The sequence below is a fragment of the Microbacterium sp. T32 genome (genome assembly GCF_001619615.1).
Taxonomy (GTDB): domain Bacteria; phylum Actinomycetota; class Actinomycetes; order Actinomycetales; family Microbacteriaceae; genus Microbacterium.
The window spans coordinates 14,453-32,324 of sequence record NZ_LQQP01000008.1; the positions used below are offsets into that span (position 1 = coordinate 14,453).

Here is a 17,872-nt window from a genome sequence, read left to right on the forward strand (position 1 = left end):
CTCCTTGCGATGATGTCGGGATGGATGCCCCTCCTGACGATGCCGCGGCCGGCGCCGTCGCCCCGACCTCGCCCGTCGACCCGGATGCGCGCCGCGCCCACGCGCTCGTCGTCGGCGTCGTGGCGACTGTCGCGTTCGTCGCGCTGCGGCTGTTCGTCGCGCTGTCCGGATCGGCCCCGCTGCCGATCGACGCGTGGTGGGATGCCACGATGGCCTCGCTCGCGTCGCCCGTCGTCGTGATCATCGCGTGGGTGCCCGCAATCGTCGGCGGCACGATCGGCATGATCCTCATCGGCGTCGCGACGACCATCGCGTTCCTCGTGCTCCGACGACCGTGGGATGCCCTCAACGTCGGCGGAGCCATCGCCCTCGTCGTCGCGATCGGCGCCCCGATGGCCGCGGTGATCGCGCGGGCTCGACCGACGGACTCCCTCGCCGAGACCGTGGCGACCTCGTTCCCCTCCGGCCACACGGCCGTCGCGACCACGATCGTCGTGACCCTCGGCCTCATCCTCCGCCGTCGGTGGGTGTGGGCGGTCGGGGTGGCGTGGGTCGTCCTCATGATGTGGAGCCGGACCTACCTCCACGCCCACTGGCTGTCCGACGTCACGGCGGGCGCCCTGGAGGGTCTCGCGGTGTCCACGCTCGCGTGGGCGGCTATCGAAGTGGCGCGCGAGCGGCGAGCGCAACGGGCTGCCGCTGCCCGCGACCTGAGCGCTACGGTGCACGGATGACATCCGCCAGCGCAGCAGCCGACAAGGCGCAGGATTCCACCGCTTTCCGAGTCGCGGCCCGCATCGGGTACGTGGTCCTCGGACTGTTGCACCTCCTCATCGGGGTGATCGCCATCGCCATCGCTACCGGCGGGGCGGGCGACAGCGCCGACCAGTCCGGTGCTCTCGCCCAGGTCGCCGCCGCCCCCGCGGGGATGCTTCTGCTGTGGGTCATCGTCGTCGGGCTCGTGGCCCTGGCGATCTGGCAGATCAGCGAGGCGATCGTCGACCGGAACCCGGATGCCAAGAAGCGGTGGGGCTACCGCGTCAAGTACATCGGCACGGCGGTGGCGTACGCGGCGATCGCCGGGACCGCCTTCACGGCGGCGATGGGCGGCCGCTCGGAATCGTCGGCATCGACGCGGACCCTGAGCGCCAATCTGCTGCAGGCCCCGGGCGGCATCTTCCTGCTCGTCCTCATCGGCCTCGTCGTCGCGGCGATCGGTGTGTCGTTCGTCTTCCGCGGCATCACCCGCGCGTTCCTGAAGAACCTCTCCGTTCCGAGCGGCCCGGCCGGTCGTGGCATCCGGGTGTTCGGCACGGTCGGGTACGTCGCGAAGGGAATCGCGGTGGGGGTCGCCGGCATCCTGTTCATCGTGGCGGCGCTCACGCACGACCCGAATGCGGCGAGCGGCCTCGACGGCGCACTTCGTTCGCTCGCGGGTCTGCCGTTCGGGCAGGTCGTGCTGTGGCTCGTGGGAGCCGGACTCGTCGTCTACGGCGTGTTCTGCTTCGCCCGCGCCCGTTACGCCCGGATGTGACCCTCAGCGCCGCGGGCGGGCGCCGGCGATGAGGAGCGCGAGCCCCAGCTCGAACGCGCGGGTCGCGACGGGGTCGACCGGGTCGTGGTGCTCGAGCGTCGCATAGGCAGCGGCAAACCGGGGCACGGACTCTTCCTGTCCCGTCGGGTCGAACATCACTGTCGGTCCCGACATGTCGAGCACGCTGCCGAGGATGAACGACTCGAACGCCGTCAGCAGGGGAAGGACGTCGTCGCTCGTCCATCCCACGCGTTCGGCGGCGCGCGCGAAATCCTCGTACTGCGACATCAGGAGCGGCGCCGAGGACCTGTGCGACATGAGGAGAGGGATGGTCTTCGGATGCCGGCGGAAGGCGTCTCGGTAGGAACGCGCCCAGAGCGCCAGGCCCTCCTCCCACTCCCGCTCGCGCAGCGCGGTCGAGTCGATGCGGGCGGACACGAGCGCGCGCACGTCCTCGATGAGCGCGGCGAGGTTCGGGACGTGGTTGTACAGCGACGTCGGGTGCACCTTGAGCCGATCGGCGACGCGGCGGATGCTCGCGCCGTCTGAGCCGTCGCGATCGATCAGTGCGAGCGCAGCGCGCGCGATCGCCTCGCGGGAGAGCTTCGGTTGTGACGGCCGGGGCACGACGGAGCCTTTCGGTCGGGGTCCGACAACGCTACGCGATCAACGATGTTTCGCGGATGTATCGGTGTCGTGAAGAGTCGGCGAACCGGCAGAAGGTCGATCGGAGGAACCCGTAGCGTTCTTAAAACCTACGCTGTATGTTTCTTTCAGCGTGGTCTCGAGGAGGTTTCCATGACGGTCGTGGTGTTCCACGGTGGCGCGATCCGGATCGATGGCGTCGGCCCCGACGCCGATCGGTTGGTCGTCGTCGACGGCATCGTCGCCGCGGCCGACCACCCGGTCCCCGCGGACGCCGAGATCGTGGACCTCGCGGGCGGCATGCTGCTGCCCGCCTTCCGCGACGGACACGCCCACCCCCTGCTGGCTGGACGGGAGACGAGCGGCCCGGCGCTTCGCGACGCGGCCTCCGTCGACGAGATCGTCGCGCGCGTGCGGGACTGGGCGGTCGCGTCCGACGAGCCGTGGCTGATCGGCGGCAGCTACGACGCCACCATCGTCGACGGAGGCGTCTTCGACGCGAGATGGCTCGACGAGGCCGTCGCCGACCGTCCCGTCGTGCTACATGCGTGGGATTACCACACCGCGTGGGTCAATACCGCAGCGCTGGAGGCGGCGGGGCTGGATGCCGACACTCCTGACCCCGCGCTCGGGCGCATCCTGCGTCGCCCCGACGGCTCGCCGCGCGGCACGCTCGTCGAACGCCCGGCGATCGATCTCGTGCTGAACCGGGCCCCGCGATCGAGCGTCGCCGCCGACGTCGAAGCCCTCGCGTGGGCCACCGATCGGCTTGCGGCCGAGGGGATCTCCTGGGTGCAGGAGGCGTGGACCGAGGAGCACGACGTGCCGTCCTGGATCGCCGCGGCCCGCGCGGGGCGTCTCGCCGTGGACGTCGACCTGGCGCTGCGCGCCGATCCCACGCTCTGGCCGGAGCAGCTTCCGCACCTGCGCCGCATCGCGCGGGCGGTGAACCTCGAGCCGGGGCTGACCTGCCGCACGGTGAAGTTCTTCGTCGACGGCATCCTCGAGAACCGCACCGCGCACCTGCTCGAGTGCTACCACGACGCGCAGACCCGAGGTCTGCCGAACTGGCAGCCGGATCAGCTGGTCGACGCGGTCGCCGCGTGCGACGCGGCCGGGTTCGACGTGCACCTGCACGCGATCGGCGACGCCGCCGTCCGCGCCGCGATCGACGCCGCCGAAGGGATCCGCGAGAGCCTCCGCGCGGGCCGGCGACTGACCATCGCCCACGCCCAGGTCATCGATCCGGCCGATCTCCCGCGGTTGGCGGAACTGGACGTCACCTTCTGCTTCCAACCGCAGTGGGCGACGACCGACGCCGTCATGACCGACCTCACACTTCCGCGCCTGGGACCCGGGCGCGAACGTCAGTACCGCATGCACTCCGCCCAGAAGGCCGGTGCACGCCTCAGCTTCGGGAGCGACTGGCCCGTCACCTCGCCCGAGGTGCTCGCCGGTATCCGCACCGCCGTGACCCGCCAGGACGCAGACGGCGTGCCGTCCGGCGGCTGGCAACCCGACGAGCGGCTCACCCTCGATGAGGCTCTCGACGCCGCCACCCTCGGCGTCGCGCACCAGGCCGGCGATCAAGACGACCGGGGGACCCTGCGTCCCGGAATGGTCGCCGACCTCGTCTGGCTCGACCGGGACATCCGCCGTGCCCCGGCCTCTCGGATCGGCGACGCTCGCGTGCTCGGCACGTGGCGTCGCGGCATCCGCACCTTCTCCGCCGTCCCGGCCACTGCCGTTCTCTGACCCGAACAGGAACCCGATGTCCTCCACCGACACCTCGCTGCGGCGAGTCATGGGAGTGCCCTCCCTCGTCATCTTCGGCCTGGCGTACATGGTGCCGCTCACCGTGTTCACCACCTACGGCCTCGTCGCCGTCACCACCGGCGGCCACGTGCCGACCGCGTACCTGGTGACGCTCGTGGCGATGCTCTTCACCGCCTTCAGCTACGCCGCCCTCGTCAAGGCGTTCCCCCGCGCGGGCAGCGCGTACACGTACGCACGCCGCGCGTTCGGCGGTCACGTCGGGTTCCTCACCGGCTGGTCGCTCATGATCGACTACCTGCTGCTGCCGCTCATCAACTACGTGCTGATGGGGATCTACCTCAACGCCCAGTTGCCCGGCATCCCGCCGTGGGTGTTCGCCCTCGCGGGCGTCCTGCTCATCACGGGGCTCAACATCGTGGGCATCACCGTGGTGCGCAACGCCAACCTCGTGCTGGTGGGTCTCCAGCTCGTCTTCGCGGCCGTGTTCGTGGTGTGCGCGATCGCGCACGTCGCGCAGAACCCGGACGTCTCGCTGCTTCAGCCGCTCTACGACGCCGGCTTGACCTTCCCGGGACTCCTCGCCGGCGCCGCGATGCTCGCACTGTCGTTCCTCGGCTTCGACGCCATCTCGACGATGTCGGAGGAGGCGCGAGACGCGCAGCGCACCGTCCCCCGGGCGATCATCCTCACCACGATCATCGGCGGTCTCATCTTCACCGTGATCGCCTACGTGTCGACCCTGGTCATCCCGAACGTGGCGGATCTGACGAACCCGGATGCCGCTGCCAACCAGATCATGGAGGTCGCGGCGGGCCGCTGGCTCGAGGTGTTCTTCCTGGTCGCCTACATCGCGGGGTGCATCGCCGCGGCGCTCGCCTCGCAGGCCAGCGTCTCGCGGATCCTCTTCGCGATGGGGCGTGACGGCGTTCTTCCCCGGTTCTTCGCGAAGCTGAGCCGTCGCTACCGGACGCCGATCGGCGCCGCGCTCTTCGTCGGAATCGTGTCGTTGGCGGCCCTCTTCGCCGATCTGAACACGGTGGCATCCCTCATCAGCTTCGGCGCCCTCGCGGCGTTCTCGCTCGTGAACCTGTCGGTGATCAAGCACTTCCTCATCGACGAGCGGCGCCGTGGCGGCGCGGCGGTGTTCCGCTTCGGTATCCTTCCCGCGCTGGGCTTCGCCCTGACCGCGTGGCTGTGGTTCAGCCTGTCGCCGCTCGCCCTCACGGTCGGTCTGGTGTGGATCGGCGTCGGCATCGTCTGGCTCGCGGTTCTGACCCGCGGCTTCCGCCGCCGCCCGCCCGAGGTCGAGTTCGACGACGAGGCCCCCGCCCCCGAGCGAGTCCTCGCCTGAGTCCGCCCGGCGCGGTGTCCCCTCCCCGGGGGCACCGTGCCGCCCTAGTGTTTTCTTCGTCACCCGAGACCCCGGGCGCGACCGCCCGATCGCCCCCTCTCGTTCCGCGCACCATGGAGCCCCGCATGACCGACACCCTGTTCGACTATTTCGCCCACGGGGAGCTGCCCACCCCGACGCTCCCGACCGCCGAGGCCGTCGCGCTGCTGCGCGAGGTGCACGGCCTCGACGCGGAGCTGCAGAGCCTCGGCAGCCAGCAGGATCAGAACTTCCTCGTCCGGCCGGCCGGCGGGGGCGATCCGCTGGGTGTCCTCAAGATCAGCAACCCGGTCTTCAGCGAGACCGAGATCGAGATGCAGGATGCCGCGGCGGCCGCCGTCGCGAAAGCCGAGCCCGAGTTGCGCATCCCCGAGATCGTCGCGGGCCCCCGCGGGCCGCTGACCGGGTGGTGGGAGACGAGCCAGGGTCGCCTGCACGCGCGGATCATCTCGTTCGTGCCCGGCTCCACCCTCACCGGCTCCGGCTACCTCGCTCCGCGCGTGGTCGAGCGTCTCGGCGAACTCGCCGCCGCCGTGAGCGTCGCGCTCGCGGGCGAGACCCACCCCGCCTCCGGACGCGTGCTGCAGTGGGACCTGCGGCACGCCGAGCGTGTGATCGCCGAGATCGCCGAGACCGAGCCCGACGCCGAGGTGCGGGAGTACTGCGCCGCGGCGACGTCCGCCGCGCTCGCCGCCCTGGCCCCGGTCGCCGACGCCCTGCCGCGCCAGCTCGGGCACTTCGACGTCACCGACGACAACGTCCTGCGCCCGCACGGCGTCGGGACGCTCCCCGACGCCGTGATCGACTTCGGCGACGTCATCGACTCCTGGGCCGTGGGCGAGATCGCGGTGACGGTGTCGTCGGTGCTCCATCACGACGGCGCGACCTACGCCTCGACGCTGCCGGCGATCGCGGCGTTCGATCGCCGCCGTCCGCTCTCCGACGACGAGATCACGGCGCTGTGGCCGCTCGTCGTCCTGCGCGGGGTCGTTCTGGTGCTCAGCGGGCGCCAGCAGGTGCGGCTCGACGACGCGAACGAGTACGCCAGCGGCGCGCTCGACCGCGAGTTCGAGATCCTCCGCCGGGCCGCCGCCGTGCCGCTCGAGGTCGCGACCGCGCGCATCCGCCACGCGCTCGGCCGCCCGTCCGCCGAGGCTACGGCCTGGGAGGGGGCATCGATCGTCCCCGCCGGCATCCACCCCGTCGTGCTGGATGCCACGACCCTGTCGCCCCTGTCGGACGAGGGCGCGTGGCTCGCCGCCGACGCCCTCGAGTCCGCGGCGCAGCGCCTGCTCGACGGCGGCGCCGACGCGGTCGTCCTCCCCGCCCTCGTCCCGGTTCTCCTCGGCGCCCCCTCCCGCACGCCCGAGGAGCCGGCGACCGTGCCGACGGCCGCGTCGGTGTGGTTCGCCGCGCCGACGCGCCTCGAACTCCCGGGCGGTGCCCTCTCGGTGCGCGTGGGGGATGGCATCCTGAACCCTCCCGCGGAGGTTCCCGCGCGAACCCGCGTGCGCGTCCTGCTCACCACCCTCGACCCGGCCGAGATCCCGGATGCCGTGCGCCCGAGCGACCTGCCCGGATGGCGTGCCGTGATCGGCGACGCGACCCCCGCGCTCGGCGTCGCCGCGCCCGAGGCCGCCCCCGATGACCTGCTCGAACGGCGCGAGGCCGTGGTCGCCGAGGTGCAGGAGCACTACTACTCCCGCCCGCCGCGTATCGAGCGCGGATGGCGCGAGTACCTCGTCGGCGTCGACGGGCGCGTGTACCTCGACATGGTCAACAACGTCGCGTCGGTCGGGCACGCGCACCCGCGCATCCACGCCGCGGTCTCGCGTCAAACGCGCCTGCTGAACACCAACTCGCGCTTCCACTACGCGGCGATCACCGAGTACGGCGAACGGCTCGCGGCCCTGCTGCCCGACGAACTGGACACGGTGTTCTTCGTGAACTCGGGGTCCGAAGCGGTCGACCTCGCGATCCGCCTCGCGATGGCCGCGACCTCCCGCCGGGACATCGTCGCGATGGCCGAGGCGTACCACGGCTGGACCTACGCCAGCGACGCCGTGTCGACCTCGATCGCCGACAACCCCAACGCGCTCGAAACCCGCCCCGACTGGGTGCACACGGTGGACGCCGCGAACTCGTACCGCGGCCGTCATCGCGGACCGGATGCCGCGCGCTACGCGCCCGAAGCCGTCGAGCGGATCCGTGCGCTCGCCGCCGCGGGCCACGCGCCCGCGGGCTTCCTCAGTGAGACGTTCTACGGCAACGCCGGCGGCGTCGCCCTGCCCGACGGCTACCTCCGCGAGGTCTACGGCGCGGTGCGCGAGCTCGGGGGCCTCGCGATCGCAGACGAGGTGCAGGTCGGCTTCGGTCGCCTCGGGTCGTGGTTCTGGGGCTTCCGGCAGCAGGATGTCGTCCCCGACATCGTCGCGGTTGCGAAGTCGATCGGCGCGGGCTTCCCGCTCGGCGCGGTCATCACGCGCCGCGAGATCGCCGACCGCTACCGCACCCAGGGCTACTTCTTCTCGTCCACGGGCGGCTCGCCGCTGTCGTCCGTGGTGGGCATGACCGTGCTCGACATCATCGAGGACGAGGGTCTGCAGGAGAACGCCCGCGTCGTCGGCGGACACCTCAAAGCCCGTCTCGAGGCGCTGGGGGAGCGGCATCCCCTCGTCGGCACCGTGCACGGATCGGGGCTGTACCTGGGCCTCGAGTTCGTGCGCGACCGCGAGAGCCTCGAGCCCGCGACCGAGGAGACCGCCGCGATCTGCGACCGTCTGCTCGAACTCGGCGTGATCATGCAGCCCACCGGCGACCACCAGAACGTGCTGAAGATCAAGCCGCCGCTGTGCGTCTCGCGCGAGTCCGTCGACTACTTCGTCGACATGCTCGACCGGGTGCTGGCGACCGGTTTCTGATCGCGCAAGCCCTCGGCGCCGCACACCTCGGAGGAGTACACCGGAGGCAGCCGCTTTCCACCCGAGAGGAACCGCCATGCGAGGAGTCATCATGCACGCCGCCGGAGACGTGCGCGTCGAAGACCGCGACGACCCGACCATTCAGGAACCGACGGATGCCATCATCCGTCTCGCCGCGTCCTGCATCTGCGGGTCCGACCTGTGGCCGTACCGCGGGGCGGACACGGTGGATGCCACCCCCATGGGCCACGAGTACGTCGGGGTCGTCACCGAGATCGGCGACGCGGTGAAGAACGTGAAGGTGGGCGACTTCGTCGTCGGCTCGTTCATGGCCTCGGACAACACGTGCGAGATCTGCCAGGCGGGCTACCAGTCCCGCTGCGTCCACGTCGTCCCGATGGGACGCGTCGGCACGCAGGCCGAGTTCGCCCGCATCCCCCTCGCCGACGGCACGCTCGTCGCGACCCCCGGCCAGCCGGACCCCGACCTCATCCCGTCGCTCCTCGCCGCGAGCGACGTCCTCGGCACCGGCTGGTTCGCCGCGGTGGCCGCCGAGGTGGGCCCCGGCAAGACGGTCGCGGTGGTCGGCGACGGAGCGGTCGGACTGCTCGGCATCCTGGCTGCGAAGCAGCTCGGCGCGGAGCGCATCATCGCGATGTCGCGGCACGCCGACCGGCAGGAGCTCGCGCGCCGTTTCGGGGCCACCGACATCGTCGAGGAGCGCGGCGACGAGGGCATCGCGAGGGTCAAGGAACTGACGCACGGACTCGGCGCGCACTCGGTCATCGAGGCCGTCGGCACGCAGCAGTCGATGGAGCAGGCCGTGCGCTCGACGCGCCCCGGCGGGCACATCGGCTTCGTCGGCGTCTCGCACGACGTCACGCTCGAGGGGCAGGAGCTGTTCCGCTCGGCCGTGCACCTCCACGGCGGTCCCGCGCCCGTTCGGCGGTTCCTGCCCGAGCTGATCCAGCTCATCTGGGACCGGAAGATCGACCCGGGTGCCGTGTTCGACCTCACCCTCCCGCTCGAAGAGGCCGCCGAGGGCTACCGCGCCATGGACGAGCGCCGCGCCACGAAGGTCCTCCTCACGGTCTGACCGGCGATCAGCGCCGGGACACGTACGCGCGCCACAGCAGGCGCGCGTGCCGCACCTTCGCGCGTTCGACGCCGTCCTGGTCGTGGCGCAGCGCGCTGAACCACTCGGCGAAGCGGCTGGCCGTTGCATCCAGGATCATCCGGAGGTCCTTGTGCCGCGCGGGCGGGACGCGCGCCTCCTCGGACGTCAGCCGTCCGCGAGCGGCGAGGTCGTCCTCGAGGTGCTGCCGTACCAGGCGGGCGACGCCGACGGCGTGGCCGTTGATGATCGAGTGCGCCGCGCCCTGGATCTCCCAGCGTCGCGCATCGCGTGCTCGCGCGACGAGACGCGAGTGGAGGCGCCGCGGCGAGGGCCGGTCGAACTCGCCGCGGATGAGGAGCAGTCGTGCGTCCACGAGACGGATCCGATCCGAGATGCGGTACCGCAGCATGTGGGGCAACGCCTCGGCGAAGTAGAGGAATCCGCACAGCAGGTAGGCCGAGACCGCCATCACCGCGATGTGCAGCGACTCCCGAGCGGTCGACTGCACGAAGCGCACGCCCTGCACGATCGCCGACGCCTCGCTCTCGTCCACGACGGGGCTCACGAGCACGGCGTGCGACAGATCGTGCCGGCGCGTGAGCACCTCGGTCACGACCTGCGTCCCCATGGAGTGTCCGAGCAGTACGGGGTTCTCCAGGCCGTAGTGCGCGATCACGCCCTCGACCTGATCGGCGAAGAACGCCGCCGTCGGTTCGTCGCCGGATGCCGGCATCCCGGCGAAGCCGGGGAGGTCGAGCGCGTACACGTCGCCGTGCTCGGCGAGCAGCGGCGCGAGGAACTCGAAGTAGCTGGCCGCGACCCCGATGCCCGCGACGAGGACGAAGGCGCGGCCGGACGCGCCGGTCGAGACGATCGTGACCCGCGTCTGCGCGAGTCCGCGCCGGAACGTCTGCACGTCGACGTCGGCGGGGCGGGGGTCGTCGGGCATCCGTCCAGGATGCCGCACTCCGCGGCGGAGGCTGTCAATCCCGGGGTCGGTCGTCCCGCGCCGACCTAGCGTGGCGCCATGACCGATGCTCCCCGTGACCACGAAGAAGAGACCCTCGGCGCCGCGCGCGAGGGACAGGACCCCGTAGAGAAGGACCCCGCGGACTGGGTCACCGGCGACGAGCCGATGACCGCGCCGCAGCGCAGCTACCTCGACACCCTGGCCCGTGAGGCCGGCGAGGAGATCACCGCCGACCTCACGAAGGCCGAGGCCTCGGAGCAGATCGACCGGCTCCAGCAGGAGACCGGTCGGTAGTCAGGCGGGGCGGGACTCGTCCGCCAACGGGCGGAGACGCTCCATGTGCTGCTTCTCGGCGCGGGCCACTTCGTCGAGGAAGTCCGCGACCACCCGACGCTGAGAGGCATCCAGGCGAGACGCGGCCTCGGCGACGGACGAGCGCCGCACCGCGAGGAGATTCCGGGCAGGGGAGTCGTCGTCGATGGTGGCACGCACCACGATGGAACGCCGGTCGCCGGGGAACGGTACGCGCTCGACCCAACCCGCGTCGGCGAGGCGGTCGATGAGGGCCGTGGTCGCGGCCGAGGAGATGCCGAGCATCTCCGCCAGGAGTCGAGGCGTCACCGGCTCGTCGCCGGCCTCGCGGTCGAGGAGGAACCGCAACACCTTCGCGTCGTTGGGGCCGATGCCGAGGGAATGCAGCGCTTCGCGCTCGGAGACGGCGCCGGATTCGGACAGGTCGCTGACGGCCTTCACCACGTCTTCTTCCGTGGTCATGTGTTCGTCACCCCCTGGACGGGTTGTCTCGTCTTTCTGGTATCTCGCGTTCTGATCAAGTAGCGATCCGATATATTCACCATCGTACCTGTCAGCCACGCGAAGCGGCAGGGTCCTTCGCGTGCCTCGCTGACGTAGGATGCCCAGGTGGAAAACGGCTCGCAGACGTCGCGCTATTGGTACGGCGCGACCGAAGAAGACCGTCGCCGTCGTGCCGTCGAAGTCCTTCAGGCGTTCCGCGTCTACCGCGCGGCGGAGATCGCGATGCGGCGCCGCACCCGTGAATCCATGTCGATGGGCGAGAATGAACTGCTCGTGCTCCGCTACTTGATCCGGGCCTCGGGCCAGGGGCGCCAGGTCTCGCCGAGCGAGCTGACGCGCTACCTCGGAGTGTCCACCGCATCGACGACCGCGATCATCGATCGCCTCGAGAAATCGGGGCACGTCGTCCGTGTTCCGCACCCGAGTGACCGACGCAGCATCTACATCGTCGCGACGGCCGCGAGCGACGCCGAGGTGCGCGCGACGCTCGGGTCGATGCACTCGCGCATGATGGCGGCCGTGGTCGACATGACGCCGGAAGAGTGCGAGACGGTCATCGCATGTCTCGGTCGACTTCAGGATGCCGTCGACCAGGTCGACCCGCATCACGAGGTCGCGGAGTCGCCGCTGGGAGCCGACGTCGCCCTGTGATCAGAATAGGCATCCTGCGTAAGAAACTAGGAAGCCTAGTTGAATTCCGAGTATTAGGAATCCCCTCGGGTCCGTGAAACCATGAGGACATGGACGAGAATGCGATCGAGGCACGCCTCAGCGTGACCGCCGTCGACACCGTCCAGACGGTGGACGGAGTGCCCGTGGCCTCCCTCCATTCGGTCGTATCGCGACTTCGCCTGGACTATCCGGCAGAGGACCCGTCGCACATCGAGACGGTGGTCCTGCGAGAGTGGGAGGCCTTCTCCGCGGGGCGTCCGCTCGTCGTCCCGACGGCCGTTGAAGAGGGCGCGCGCGAGATCCTCGACCAGCGGTCCGCCTGACTCAGGCGTCTTTCTCGCCGGTGCCCGGTTCCGGGACCAGGAGCAGACCTCCGGAGGAGTTCGCCGAGTTCGCGAGATCTTCGATCCACGCGCGGCTGAGCAGCGCGGGCTCGGGGTCGTCGAACACGAACCGCAACGGGATCGACGGGTGCAGCCACACGGTACTGCGCCCCACCTCCTGTCCGGGGCCGTGCGTCCACGAGAGCGTGAAACTCTCGCCTCGGCGCAGCTTGGTCGCGATGACGACCTTGACGTGCGCGAGCGCGCGATCCTCGATTTCGATCGGAGTCGCGGCGTCGCCGTAGAAAAGAGTCCCCACGCCAACAGTTAACCCCGCACAAACGTCCAGGATCGGGGGGTTGATTCTGCACCGCGTGCCGTGGCATTCGCGCGGCGGCCATCGTTTCGCTCGGATAGGCTCGCAGTCATGGGCCGATTCATCTACGACACCGTCGCGAACGCCGTCGACATCGATGACCGCACGCTGGCGCATCTCCGCATCGTGGTGATGAACAAGCTCCGACGCTCCGAGTCGTTCATGTTCGACGTCGAGGTCGGCGACGGCAGCGGTCGACGCAGCTTCTGGATGCACCCGTCCGTGCCGATCCAGTTCCACTTCTACGGCAGCCGTCAGCCGCGCATCAACCGGGTGTGGGTCGAAGATCTCATGCTCGCGGCATCCGGCCCCAACGGCCTCGCGATCACGCCGGAGCCGTCCGAGGACACCCTCGTCGAAGAGGGCTGACCTCAGCTCTTCGGGGCTTCCTTCGCCGCGCTCTCGGGAGCGATGTCTTCGGGGACGAGCATGATGCCGCCCGAGGAGTTGGCCGAGTCGGCCAGACGCTCGATCCATTCCCGGCTGAGCTTGGTGGGCTCGGCGTCCTCGAAGACGAACCGCAGCGGGATCGCCGGGTGCAGCCACAGCGTGCTCCGGCCGCGCGGCTGATCCTCAGGGTGCTGCCACGACAGCGTGAAGCTCTCGCCGCGGCGCAACTTGGTGGAGATGACGACCTTGAGGTGCGCCAGTGCGCGGTCTTCGATGTGGACTGCCGTCCCGCCGCCGCCGTAGAAGATCGTGCCCATGGCATCCACGATACCGGCGGGATTCTGCGGAACTATGTGGCCGCGGACGGGGTGTCAAGGCCACCCGTTGCGCGAGACGGCTCTGTCAGGGTGGATACACCCACTCAAAGGAACCCGCCGTGAGCGACAGCCGATTTCCCCTGACACCCGATCCGGATGACGCCGACCTCCCCGACGTGTTCGATCAATTGACCGGGATCGACGTCGTCGACGGCGAGCTGATCCCCCGCTCCTCGCCGCCCGCCGCAGAGTGATCTCCCAGGACCCTCGAAGTCGGCGCCACTAGCGTCGGGAACATGTCCGACCCGCTGGACGACCAGCAGATCACCGTATCCGGGGCCTCGCTCCGCGCCATGCGCGACGAGTTCCAACGCTTCCTCATGGAGTACCGGTTCGGTCTCGCCGAGGTCGAGACGAAGATCTCGATCCTGCGCGAAGAGTTCCAGGAGATGCACGACTACAACCCCATCGAGCACGTCTCGAGCCGGGTCAAGTCGCCGGACAGTCTCGTCGACAAGGTCCGCCGCAAGGGGATCGAGGCCGACTTCGACTCCATCCGGGCTGCGATCACCGACATCGCCGGCATCCGGATCACCTGCAGCTTCGTCGACGACGCCTACCGCCTGTCGAACCTGCTGACGCAGCAGGACGACATCACGGTGCGCGACGTGAAGGACTACATCGCCCGCCCCAAGGCGAACGGTTACAAGAGCCTGCACGTGATCGTCGACGTTCCCGTGTTCCTCTCGACCGGCCGCGTCGACGTGCCGGTCGAGGTCCAGTTCCGCACGATCGCGATGGACTTCTGGGCGAGCCTCGAGCACAAGATCTATTACAAGTACGACCGCCTCGTCCCCGACGAGCTGCTGGCCGAGTTGAAGGATGCCGCCGACACGGCCGCGGAGCTCGACGCACGCATGGAGCGACTGCACCGGCAGATCCGCGGCCCCCAGCCCGGGGTGGTCTCGCTCTGACCCGACGGGTGACAATGGGGGGATGAGTGACGCGGCAGCCCTCCTCGATGCGGCCGCCGCCGACCTGCTCGCGCTCCCGCCCGCGCAGTTCACCGCGGCGCGCAACGCGCGCGCCGAGGAGGTCGGCGGAACCGTCGGTCGGCGAATCGCGAAGCTCCGCAAGCCGACGCTCGCGGCGTGGGCGGTGAACCTCCTCGCCCGCGACGGGCAGCTCGGCGAAGCCGTCGAGCTGTCGCAGGCGCTGCGCGAGGCGCAGGACGACGCGGATGCCGCGGAGATGACACGACTGGGGCGCCAGCGCCGTCAGCTGGTGGCCGCCCTCGCGCGACGCGCAGCCGACCTCGCGGCCGAGGCCGGCGCACCCCTCAGCGCGACGATGCGGGACGCGGTGGAGAAGACCGTGAACGCGGCGATCATCGACCCGCACGCGGCGGCGATGATCCTCACCGGACGGTTGGTGGCATCCGTCGATCTCGCCGACGACACCGATCCGAGCACGGCGGTGGCCGGCTCCGTGCCGGAGGGCGCCCCCGCCGCGGCGGCCCCCGCGCGGGACGACCTCGCGCAGCGCCGGGCGCGCACGGCGGCGGAGCGCGCGGTGCGCGAGGCCGAGCGGGCGCGCTCGGACGCCGACCGCGCGTTGACCGGGGCGAAGACGCGGGAGGCGACGGCGCGGGAGCGGGCTGACCGGGTCCGCGAACGGCTGGAGAGTCTCCGCGCCGAGCTCGCCCGGGTCGAGAAGGATGCCGCGGCCGCTGACGCGGCCGTCGACGCGGCGGAGGAGGCGACGACGGCGGCGCGCGAGACGGCGACCGCCCGGGGGCGGGACCTCGATCACGCACGCGCCGCGCTGGAGGAAACGTCGTGAGTGAGCTGGAACGCCTCCTCGCCGCGGCGCGCGACCGGCTCGCCGATGCCCCGCGCGAGCGGATCGGCGAGCTGCAGGAAGGGCGGCGGTTGCTCGGCATCCCGCGCGCTCCCCGCATCGTCGACCGCGGGCGCGCGTGGCACCTGGGTGTGCTGCTCCTCACCGACGACGCCGTCCTCGCGACCGGCGACATCGTTCGGTCCCGGGCGGAGGTGCGCCGGGGGTTCGCGGCCGAGTCGCAGCGGCGTCGCGCCGAGCTCGCGGCCGCCGCTCACCGCGGCGGCGTGCCCGAGGGGGAGACGGTGCACATCGGGTGGCATCCGCTCGATCTCTCCGCTCTGCAGGACCGGTCGGCGCCGCTCGCGCTGCGCGACGGCCGGCCCGCCGTCCGCTGGAGCGCCCAGGGCGGGTGGATGCCGCTCGCGCGATATCTCGACGAGCGCATCGACCTGCTCGTCCACCCGCCGGAGCGCGCATAGGAGCCCGCGCGCATAGTCGGGGGTCGGTCGGGTGTCAACAGCGGTGACGCCGATGCTTCGTGGAAACGACGCTGGTCTATCGTGAGCGACGTGCAGCAGGTATGGCCAGGATCCAGTTATCCCCTCGGGGCCACGTACGACGGCAACGGGACGAACTTCGCTCTCTTCAGTGAGGGGGCGGAGCGCGTCGAGCTGTGCCTGTTCGACGAGGACGGAACGGAGACGTGCGTCGAGCTCGTCGACGTCGACGCCTTCGTCTGGCATGCGTACCTCCCCAACATCCAGCCCGGGCAGCGGTACGGCTACCGCGTGCACGGTCCCTACGATCCGGCGAACGGTCAGCGATTCAACCCGAGCAAGCTCCTGCTCGACCCGTACGCCAAGGCCGTCGAGGGGCAGATCGACTGGGGCCAGCCCGTCTTCAGCTACGAGTTCGGCGACCCCGACTCGTTCAACGACGAGGACTCGGCCGCGCACATGATGAAGGGCGTGGTCATCAACCCGTTCTTCGACTGGACCGGTGACCGCCGCCCCAAGACCCCCTACGCCGAGAGCTTCATCTACGAGGCCCACGTCAAGGGCCTCACGAAGCTGCACCCCGACGTTCCCGAGGAGCTCCGCGGCACCTACGCCGGCATCGCGCACCCGGCGATCATCGACCACCTGCGCAAGCTGGGCGTCACCGCCATCGAGCTCATGCCCGTGCACCAGTTCGTCAACGACTCCACGCTCGAGGACAAGGGTCTGTCGAACTACTGGGGCTACAACACCATCGCGTTCCTCGCCCCGCAGAACACCTACTCCTCGACCGGCGACCACGGTCAGCAGGTGCAGGAGTTCAAGGCCATGGTGAAGGCGCTGCACGCGGCCGGCATCGAGGTCATCCTCGACGTGGTCTACAACCACACCGCCGAGGGCAACCACATGGGCCCGACCCTCTCGATGCGCGGCATCGACAACGAGGCGTACTACCGCCTCGAAGACGACGACAAGCGGTACTACACCGACTACACCGGCACCGGCAACAGCATGAACGTGGGCAACCCCCACACGCTGCAGCTGATCATGGACTCGCTGCGCTACTGGGTGCTCGACATGCACGTCGACGGATTCCGTTTCGACCTGGCATCCACCCTCGCCCGCGAGTTCTACGAGGTCGACCGCCTCGCGACCTTCTTCGAGCTCGTGCAGCAGGACCCGGTGGTCTCGCAGGTCAAGCTCATCGCCGAGCCGTGGGACGTCGGCCCCGGCGGGTACCAGGTCGGCAACTTCCCGCCCCAGTGGACGGAGTGGAACGGCAAGTACCGCGACACCGTCCGCGACTTCTGGCGCGGCGAGCCGCAGGCCCTCGGCGAGTTCGCGTCGCGCCTCACCGGGTCGGCCGACCTGTACGAGCACTCGGGGCGTCGGCCGGTGGCATCCATCAACTTCGTCACCGCGCACGACGGCTTCACGCTCCGCGACCTGGTCTCGTACAACGAGAAGCACAACGAGGCCAACGGCGAGGACAACAACGACGGCGAATCGCACAATCGCTCCAGCAACATGGGCGTGGAGGGGCCGACCGACGACCCCGAGGTGCGGAAGCGCCGCGCCCAGCAGCAGCGCAACTTCATCGCGACGCTGCTGCTCAGCCAGGGCGTTCCGATGCTGCTCCACGGCGACGAGCTGGGCCGCACGCAGGGCGGCAACAACAACGGCTACGCGCAGGACAACGAGATCACGTGGGTCGACTGGTCGGCCGTCGACCACCCGCTCATCGAGTTCACCGCCGCCCTCGCGCGCCTCCGCAAGGAGCACCCCACCTTCCGCCGCAGCCGGTTCTTCGACGGCCGTCCGGTGAAGATGGAGGAGGGGGACAACATCCCCGACGTGGTGTGGCTGCGGCCCGACGGCACGCTCATGCAGCCCGAGGACTGGGACTCCGGCTTCGGCCGCGCGGTCGGCGTGTTCCTCAACGGCCAGGGCATCCGCGAGCGCGACCGCCGCGGCGAGACCATCAGCGACGACCACTTCCTCGTCCTGTTCAACGCCGGCGACGACACCGTCGACTTCCACGTGCCCGACATCCAGTACTCGCCCGAGTGGGACGTGTACGTCGACACCGCGGGCGAGCGCGCCAACACGGAGCCGATCGCGCCCGGCGAAGCGCTCACGCTCGAGCCGAAGTCGCTCATCGTGCTGCGCGAGCACCACCTGCCCGAGCCCGAGATCGACCACACGGTCGCCGCCTCGCTCACGGCGCAGATCGCCATCACCGCCACCGACGACCTGCCCGGGCAGGCACCCAAACCGGAGCTCTGA

20 protein-coding genes are annotated in these 17,872 nt (G+C 70.3%); 15 read left to right on the plus strand and 5 right to left on the minus strand.

Annotated features, from left to right (window positions below; all coding sequences use genetic code 11):
* Nucleotides 1–20: 20 nt before the first annotated feature.
* Together AVW09_RS03860 and AVW09_RS03865 are read left to right on the plus strand one after the other, a co-directional pair.
* On the plus strand, nucleotides 21–734 hold the full coding sequence (locus AVW09_RS03860) for a phosphatase PAP2 family protein (protein ID WP_063256762.1): 714 nt from the start codon (nucleotides 21–23) through the stop codon (nucleotides 732–734).
* Complete coding sequence (locus tag AVW09_RS03865) at nucleotides 731–1,534, plus strand: DUF1206 domain-containing protein (RefSeq protein WP_063256763.1); 804 nt, start codon at nucleotides 731–733, stop codon at nucleotides 1,532–1,534. Before AVW09_RS03860 ends, AVW09_RS03865 begins: the two co-directional genes overlap by 4 nt.
* 3 nt (nucleotides 1,535–1,537) lie before the next feature.
* On the opposite strand, the gene AVW09_RS03870 is transcribed toward AVW09_RS03865, so the two are convergent.
* Complete coding sequence (locus AVW09_RS03870; protein ID WP_063256764.1) at nucleotides 1,538–2,161, minus strand: TetR/AcrR family transcriptional regulator; 624 nt, start codon at nucleotides 2,159–2,161, stop codon at nucleotides 1,538–1,540.
* 171 nt (nucleotides 2,162–2,332) lie between these two features.
* Here AVW09_RS03870 and AVW09_RS03875 point away from each other — a divergent pair, with 171 nt between their 5' ends.
* The 4 genes from AVW09_RS03875 to AVW09_RS03890 all read left to right on the plus strand — a co-directional run bounded on the left by AVW09_RS03875 (nucleotide 2,333) and on the right by AVW09_RS03890 (nucleotide 9,362).
* Nucleotides 2,333–3,934, plus strand: coding sequence for an amidohydrolase (locus AVW09_RS03875; protein WP_063256765.1), 1,602 nt, complete (start codon nucleotides 2,333–2,335; stop codon nucleotides 3,932–3,934).
* A 16-nt stretch (nucleotides 3,935–3,950) separates the two neighbouring features.
* Nucleotides 3,951–5,306 (plus strand): APC family permease, encoded by a 1,356-nt coding sequence (locus AVW09_RS03880; RefSeq protein ID WP_063256766.1) that lies wholly within the window; start codon nucleotides 3,951–3,953, stop codon nucleotides 5,304–5,306.
* Nucleotides 5,307–5,431: 125 nt separating this feature from the next.
* Nucleotides 5,432–8,266 carry an aminotransferase class III-fold pyridoxal phosphate-dependent enzyme gene (locus tag AVW09_RS03885; RefSeq protein ID WP_156495953.1) on the plus strand — a complete coding sequence of 945 codons (2,835 nt, stop codon included), beginning with the start codon at nucleotides 5,432–5,434 and terminating at the stop codon, nucleotides 8,264–8,266.
* 76 nt (nucleotides 8,267–8,342) lie between these two features.
* Nucleotides 8,343–9,362 (plus strand): zinc-dependent alcohol dehydrogenase family protein, encoded by a 1,020-nt coding sequence (locus tag AVW09_RS03890; protein ID WP_063256768.1) that lies wholly within the window; start codon nucleotides 8,343–8,345, stop codon nucleotides 9,360–9,362.
* Between the two features lie 7 nt (nucleotides 9,363–9,369).
* On the opposite strand, the gene AVW09_RS03895 is transcribed toward AVW09_RS03890, so the two are convergent.
* Complete coding sequence (locus tag AVW09_RS03895; protein WP_063256769.1) at nucleotides 9,370–10,332, minus strand: alpha/beta fold hydrolase; 963 nt, start codon at nucleotides 10,330–10,332, stop codon at nucleotides 9,370–9,372.
* 78 nt (nucleotides 10,333–10,410) lie between these two features.
* Between AVW09_RS03895 and AVW09_RS03900 the strand changes: the two genes are divergently transcribed.
* Nucleotides 10,411–10,647, plus strand: coding sequence for a DUF3072 domain-containing protein (locus AVW09_RS03900; protein WP_063256770.1), 237 nt, complete (start codon nucleotides 10,411–10,413; stop codon nucleotides 10,645–10,647).
* Here the strand turns inward: AVW09_RS03900 and AVW09_RS03905 are convergent, their stop codons facing one another.
* Nucleotides 10,648–11,127, minus strand: a complete 480-nt coding sequence (locus AVW09_RS03905) for a MarR family winged helix-turn-helix transcriptional regulator (RefSeq protein ID WP_063256771.1) — start codon at nucleotides 11,125–11,127, stop codon at nucleotides 10,648–10,650.
* A 147-nt stretch (nucleotides 11,128–11,274) separates the two neighbouring features.
* Here AVW09_RS03905 and AVW09_RS03910 point away from each other — a divergent pair, with 147 nt between their 5' ends.
* Nucleotides 11,275–11,820: a MarR family winged helix-turn-helix transcriptional regulator gene (locus tag AVW09_RS03910; protein ID WP_063256772.1), complete on the plus strand. Its 546-nt coding sequence runs from the start codon at nucleotides 11,275–11,277 to the stop codon at nucleotides 11,818–11,820.
* 89 nt (nucleotides 11,821–11,909) lie between these two features.
* On the plus strand, nucleotides 11,910–12,164 hold the full coding sequence (locus tag AVW09_RS03915; RefSeq protein WP_063256773.1) for a hypothetical protein: 255 nt from the start codon (nucleotides 11,910–11,912) through the stop codon (nucleotides 12,162–12,164).
* 1 nt (nucleotide 12,165) lies between these two features.
* On the opposite strand, the gene AVW09_RS03920 is transcribed toward AVW09_RS03915, so the two are convergent.
* Nucleotides 12,166–12,483 (minus strand): DUF7882 family protein, encoded by a 318-nt coding sequence (locus AVW09_RS03920; RefSeq protein WP_063256774.1) that lies wholly within the window; start codon nucleotides 12,481–12,483, stop codon nucleotides 12,166–12,168.
* 108 nt (nucleotides 12,484–12,591) lie between these two features.
* On the opposite strand from AVW09_RS03920, the gene AVW09_RS03925 reads away from it, so the two are divergent.
* The gene (locus AVW09_RS03925; protein WP_022879211.1) at nucleotides 12,592–12,909 is read left to right on the plus strand and encodes a DUF7882 family protein; all 318 of its coding nucleotides are present in this window, start codon (nucleotides 12,592–12,594) and stop codon (nucleotides 12,907–12,909) included.
* Between the two features lie 2 nt (nucleotides 12,910–12,911).
* Here the strand turns inward: AVW09_RS03925 and AVW09_RS03930 are convergent, their stop codons facing one another.
* Nucleotides 12,912–13,247, minus strand: a complete 336-nt coding sequence (locus AVW09_RS03930; RefSeq protein WP_063256775.1) for a DUF7882 family protein — start codon at nucleotides 13,245–13,247, stop codon at nucleotides 12,912–12,914.
* Between the two features lie 119 nt (nucleotides 13,248–13,366).
* Here AVW09_RS03930 and AVW09_RS18320 point away from each other — a divergent pair, with 119 nt between their 5' ends.
* The 5 genes from AVW09_RS18320 (at nucleotide 13,367) to glgX (ending at nucleotide 17,872) form a co-directional block, all read left to right on the plus strand.
* Nucleotides 13,367–13,501, plus strand: a complete 135-nt coding sequence (locus tag AVW09_RS18320) for a hypothetical protein (RefSeq protein ID WP_269454547.1) — start codon at nucleotides 13,367–13,369, stop codon at nucleotides 13,499–13,501.
* A 42-nt stretch (nucleotides 13,502–13,543) separates the two neighbouring features.
* Nucleotides 13,544–14,221, plus strand: coding sequence for a GTP pyrophosphokinase (locus tag AVW09_RS03935; RefSeq protein ID WP_063256776.1), 678 nt, complete (start codon nucleotides 13,544–13,546; stop codon nucleotides 14,219–14,221).
* A gap of 22 nt (nucleotides 14,222–14,243) precedes the next feature.
* Complete coding sequence (locus tag AVW09_RS03940; RefSeq protein WP_063256777.1) at nucleotides 14,244–15,089, plus strand: hypothetical protein; 846 nt, start codon at nucleotides 14,244–14,246, stop codon at nucleotides 15,087–15,089.
* Entirely contained in the window at nucleotides 15,086–15,568 is a 483-nt protein-coding gene (locus tag AVW09_RS03945; protein WP_063256778.1) for a hypothetical protein, read from the plus strand. Before AVW09_RS03940 ends, AVW09_RS03945 begins: the two co-directional genes overlap by 4 nt.
* An 81-nt stretch (nucleotides 15,569–15,649) precedes the next feature.
* Entirely contained in the window at nucleotides 15,650–17,872 is a 2,223-nt protein-coding gene (gene glgX, locus AVW09_RS03950) for a glycogen debranching protein GlgX (RefSeq protein ID WP_231901764.1), read from the plus strand.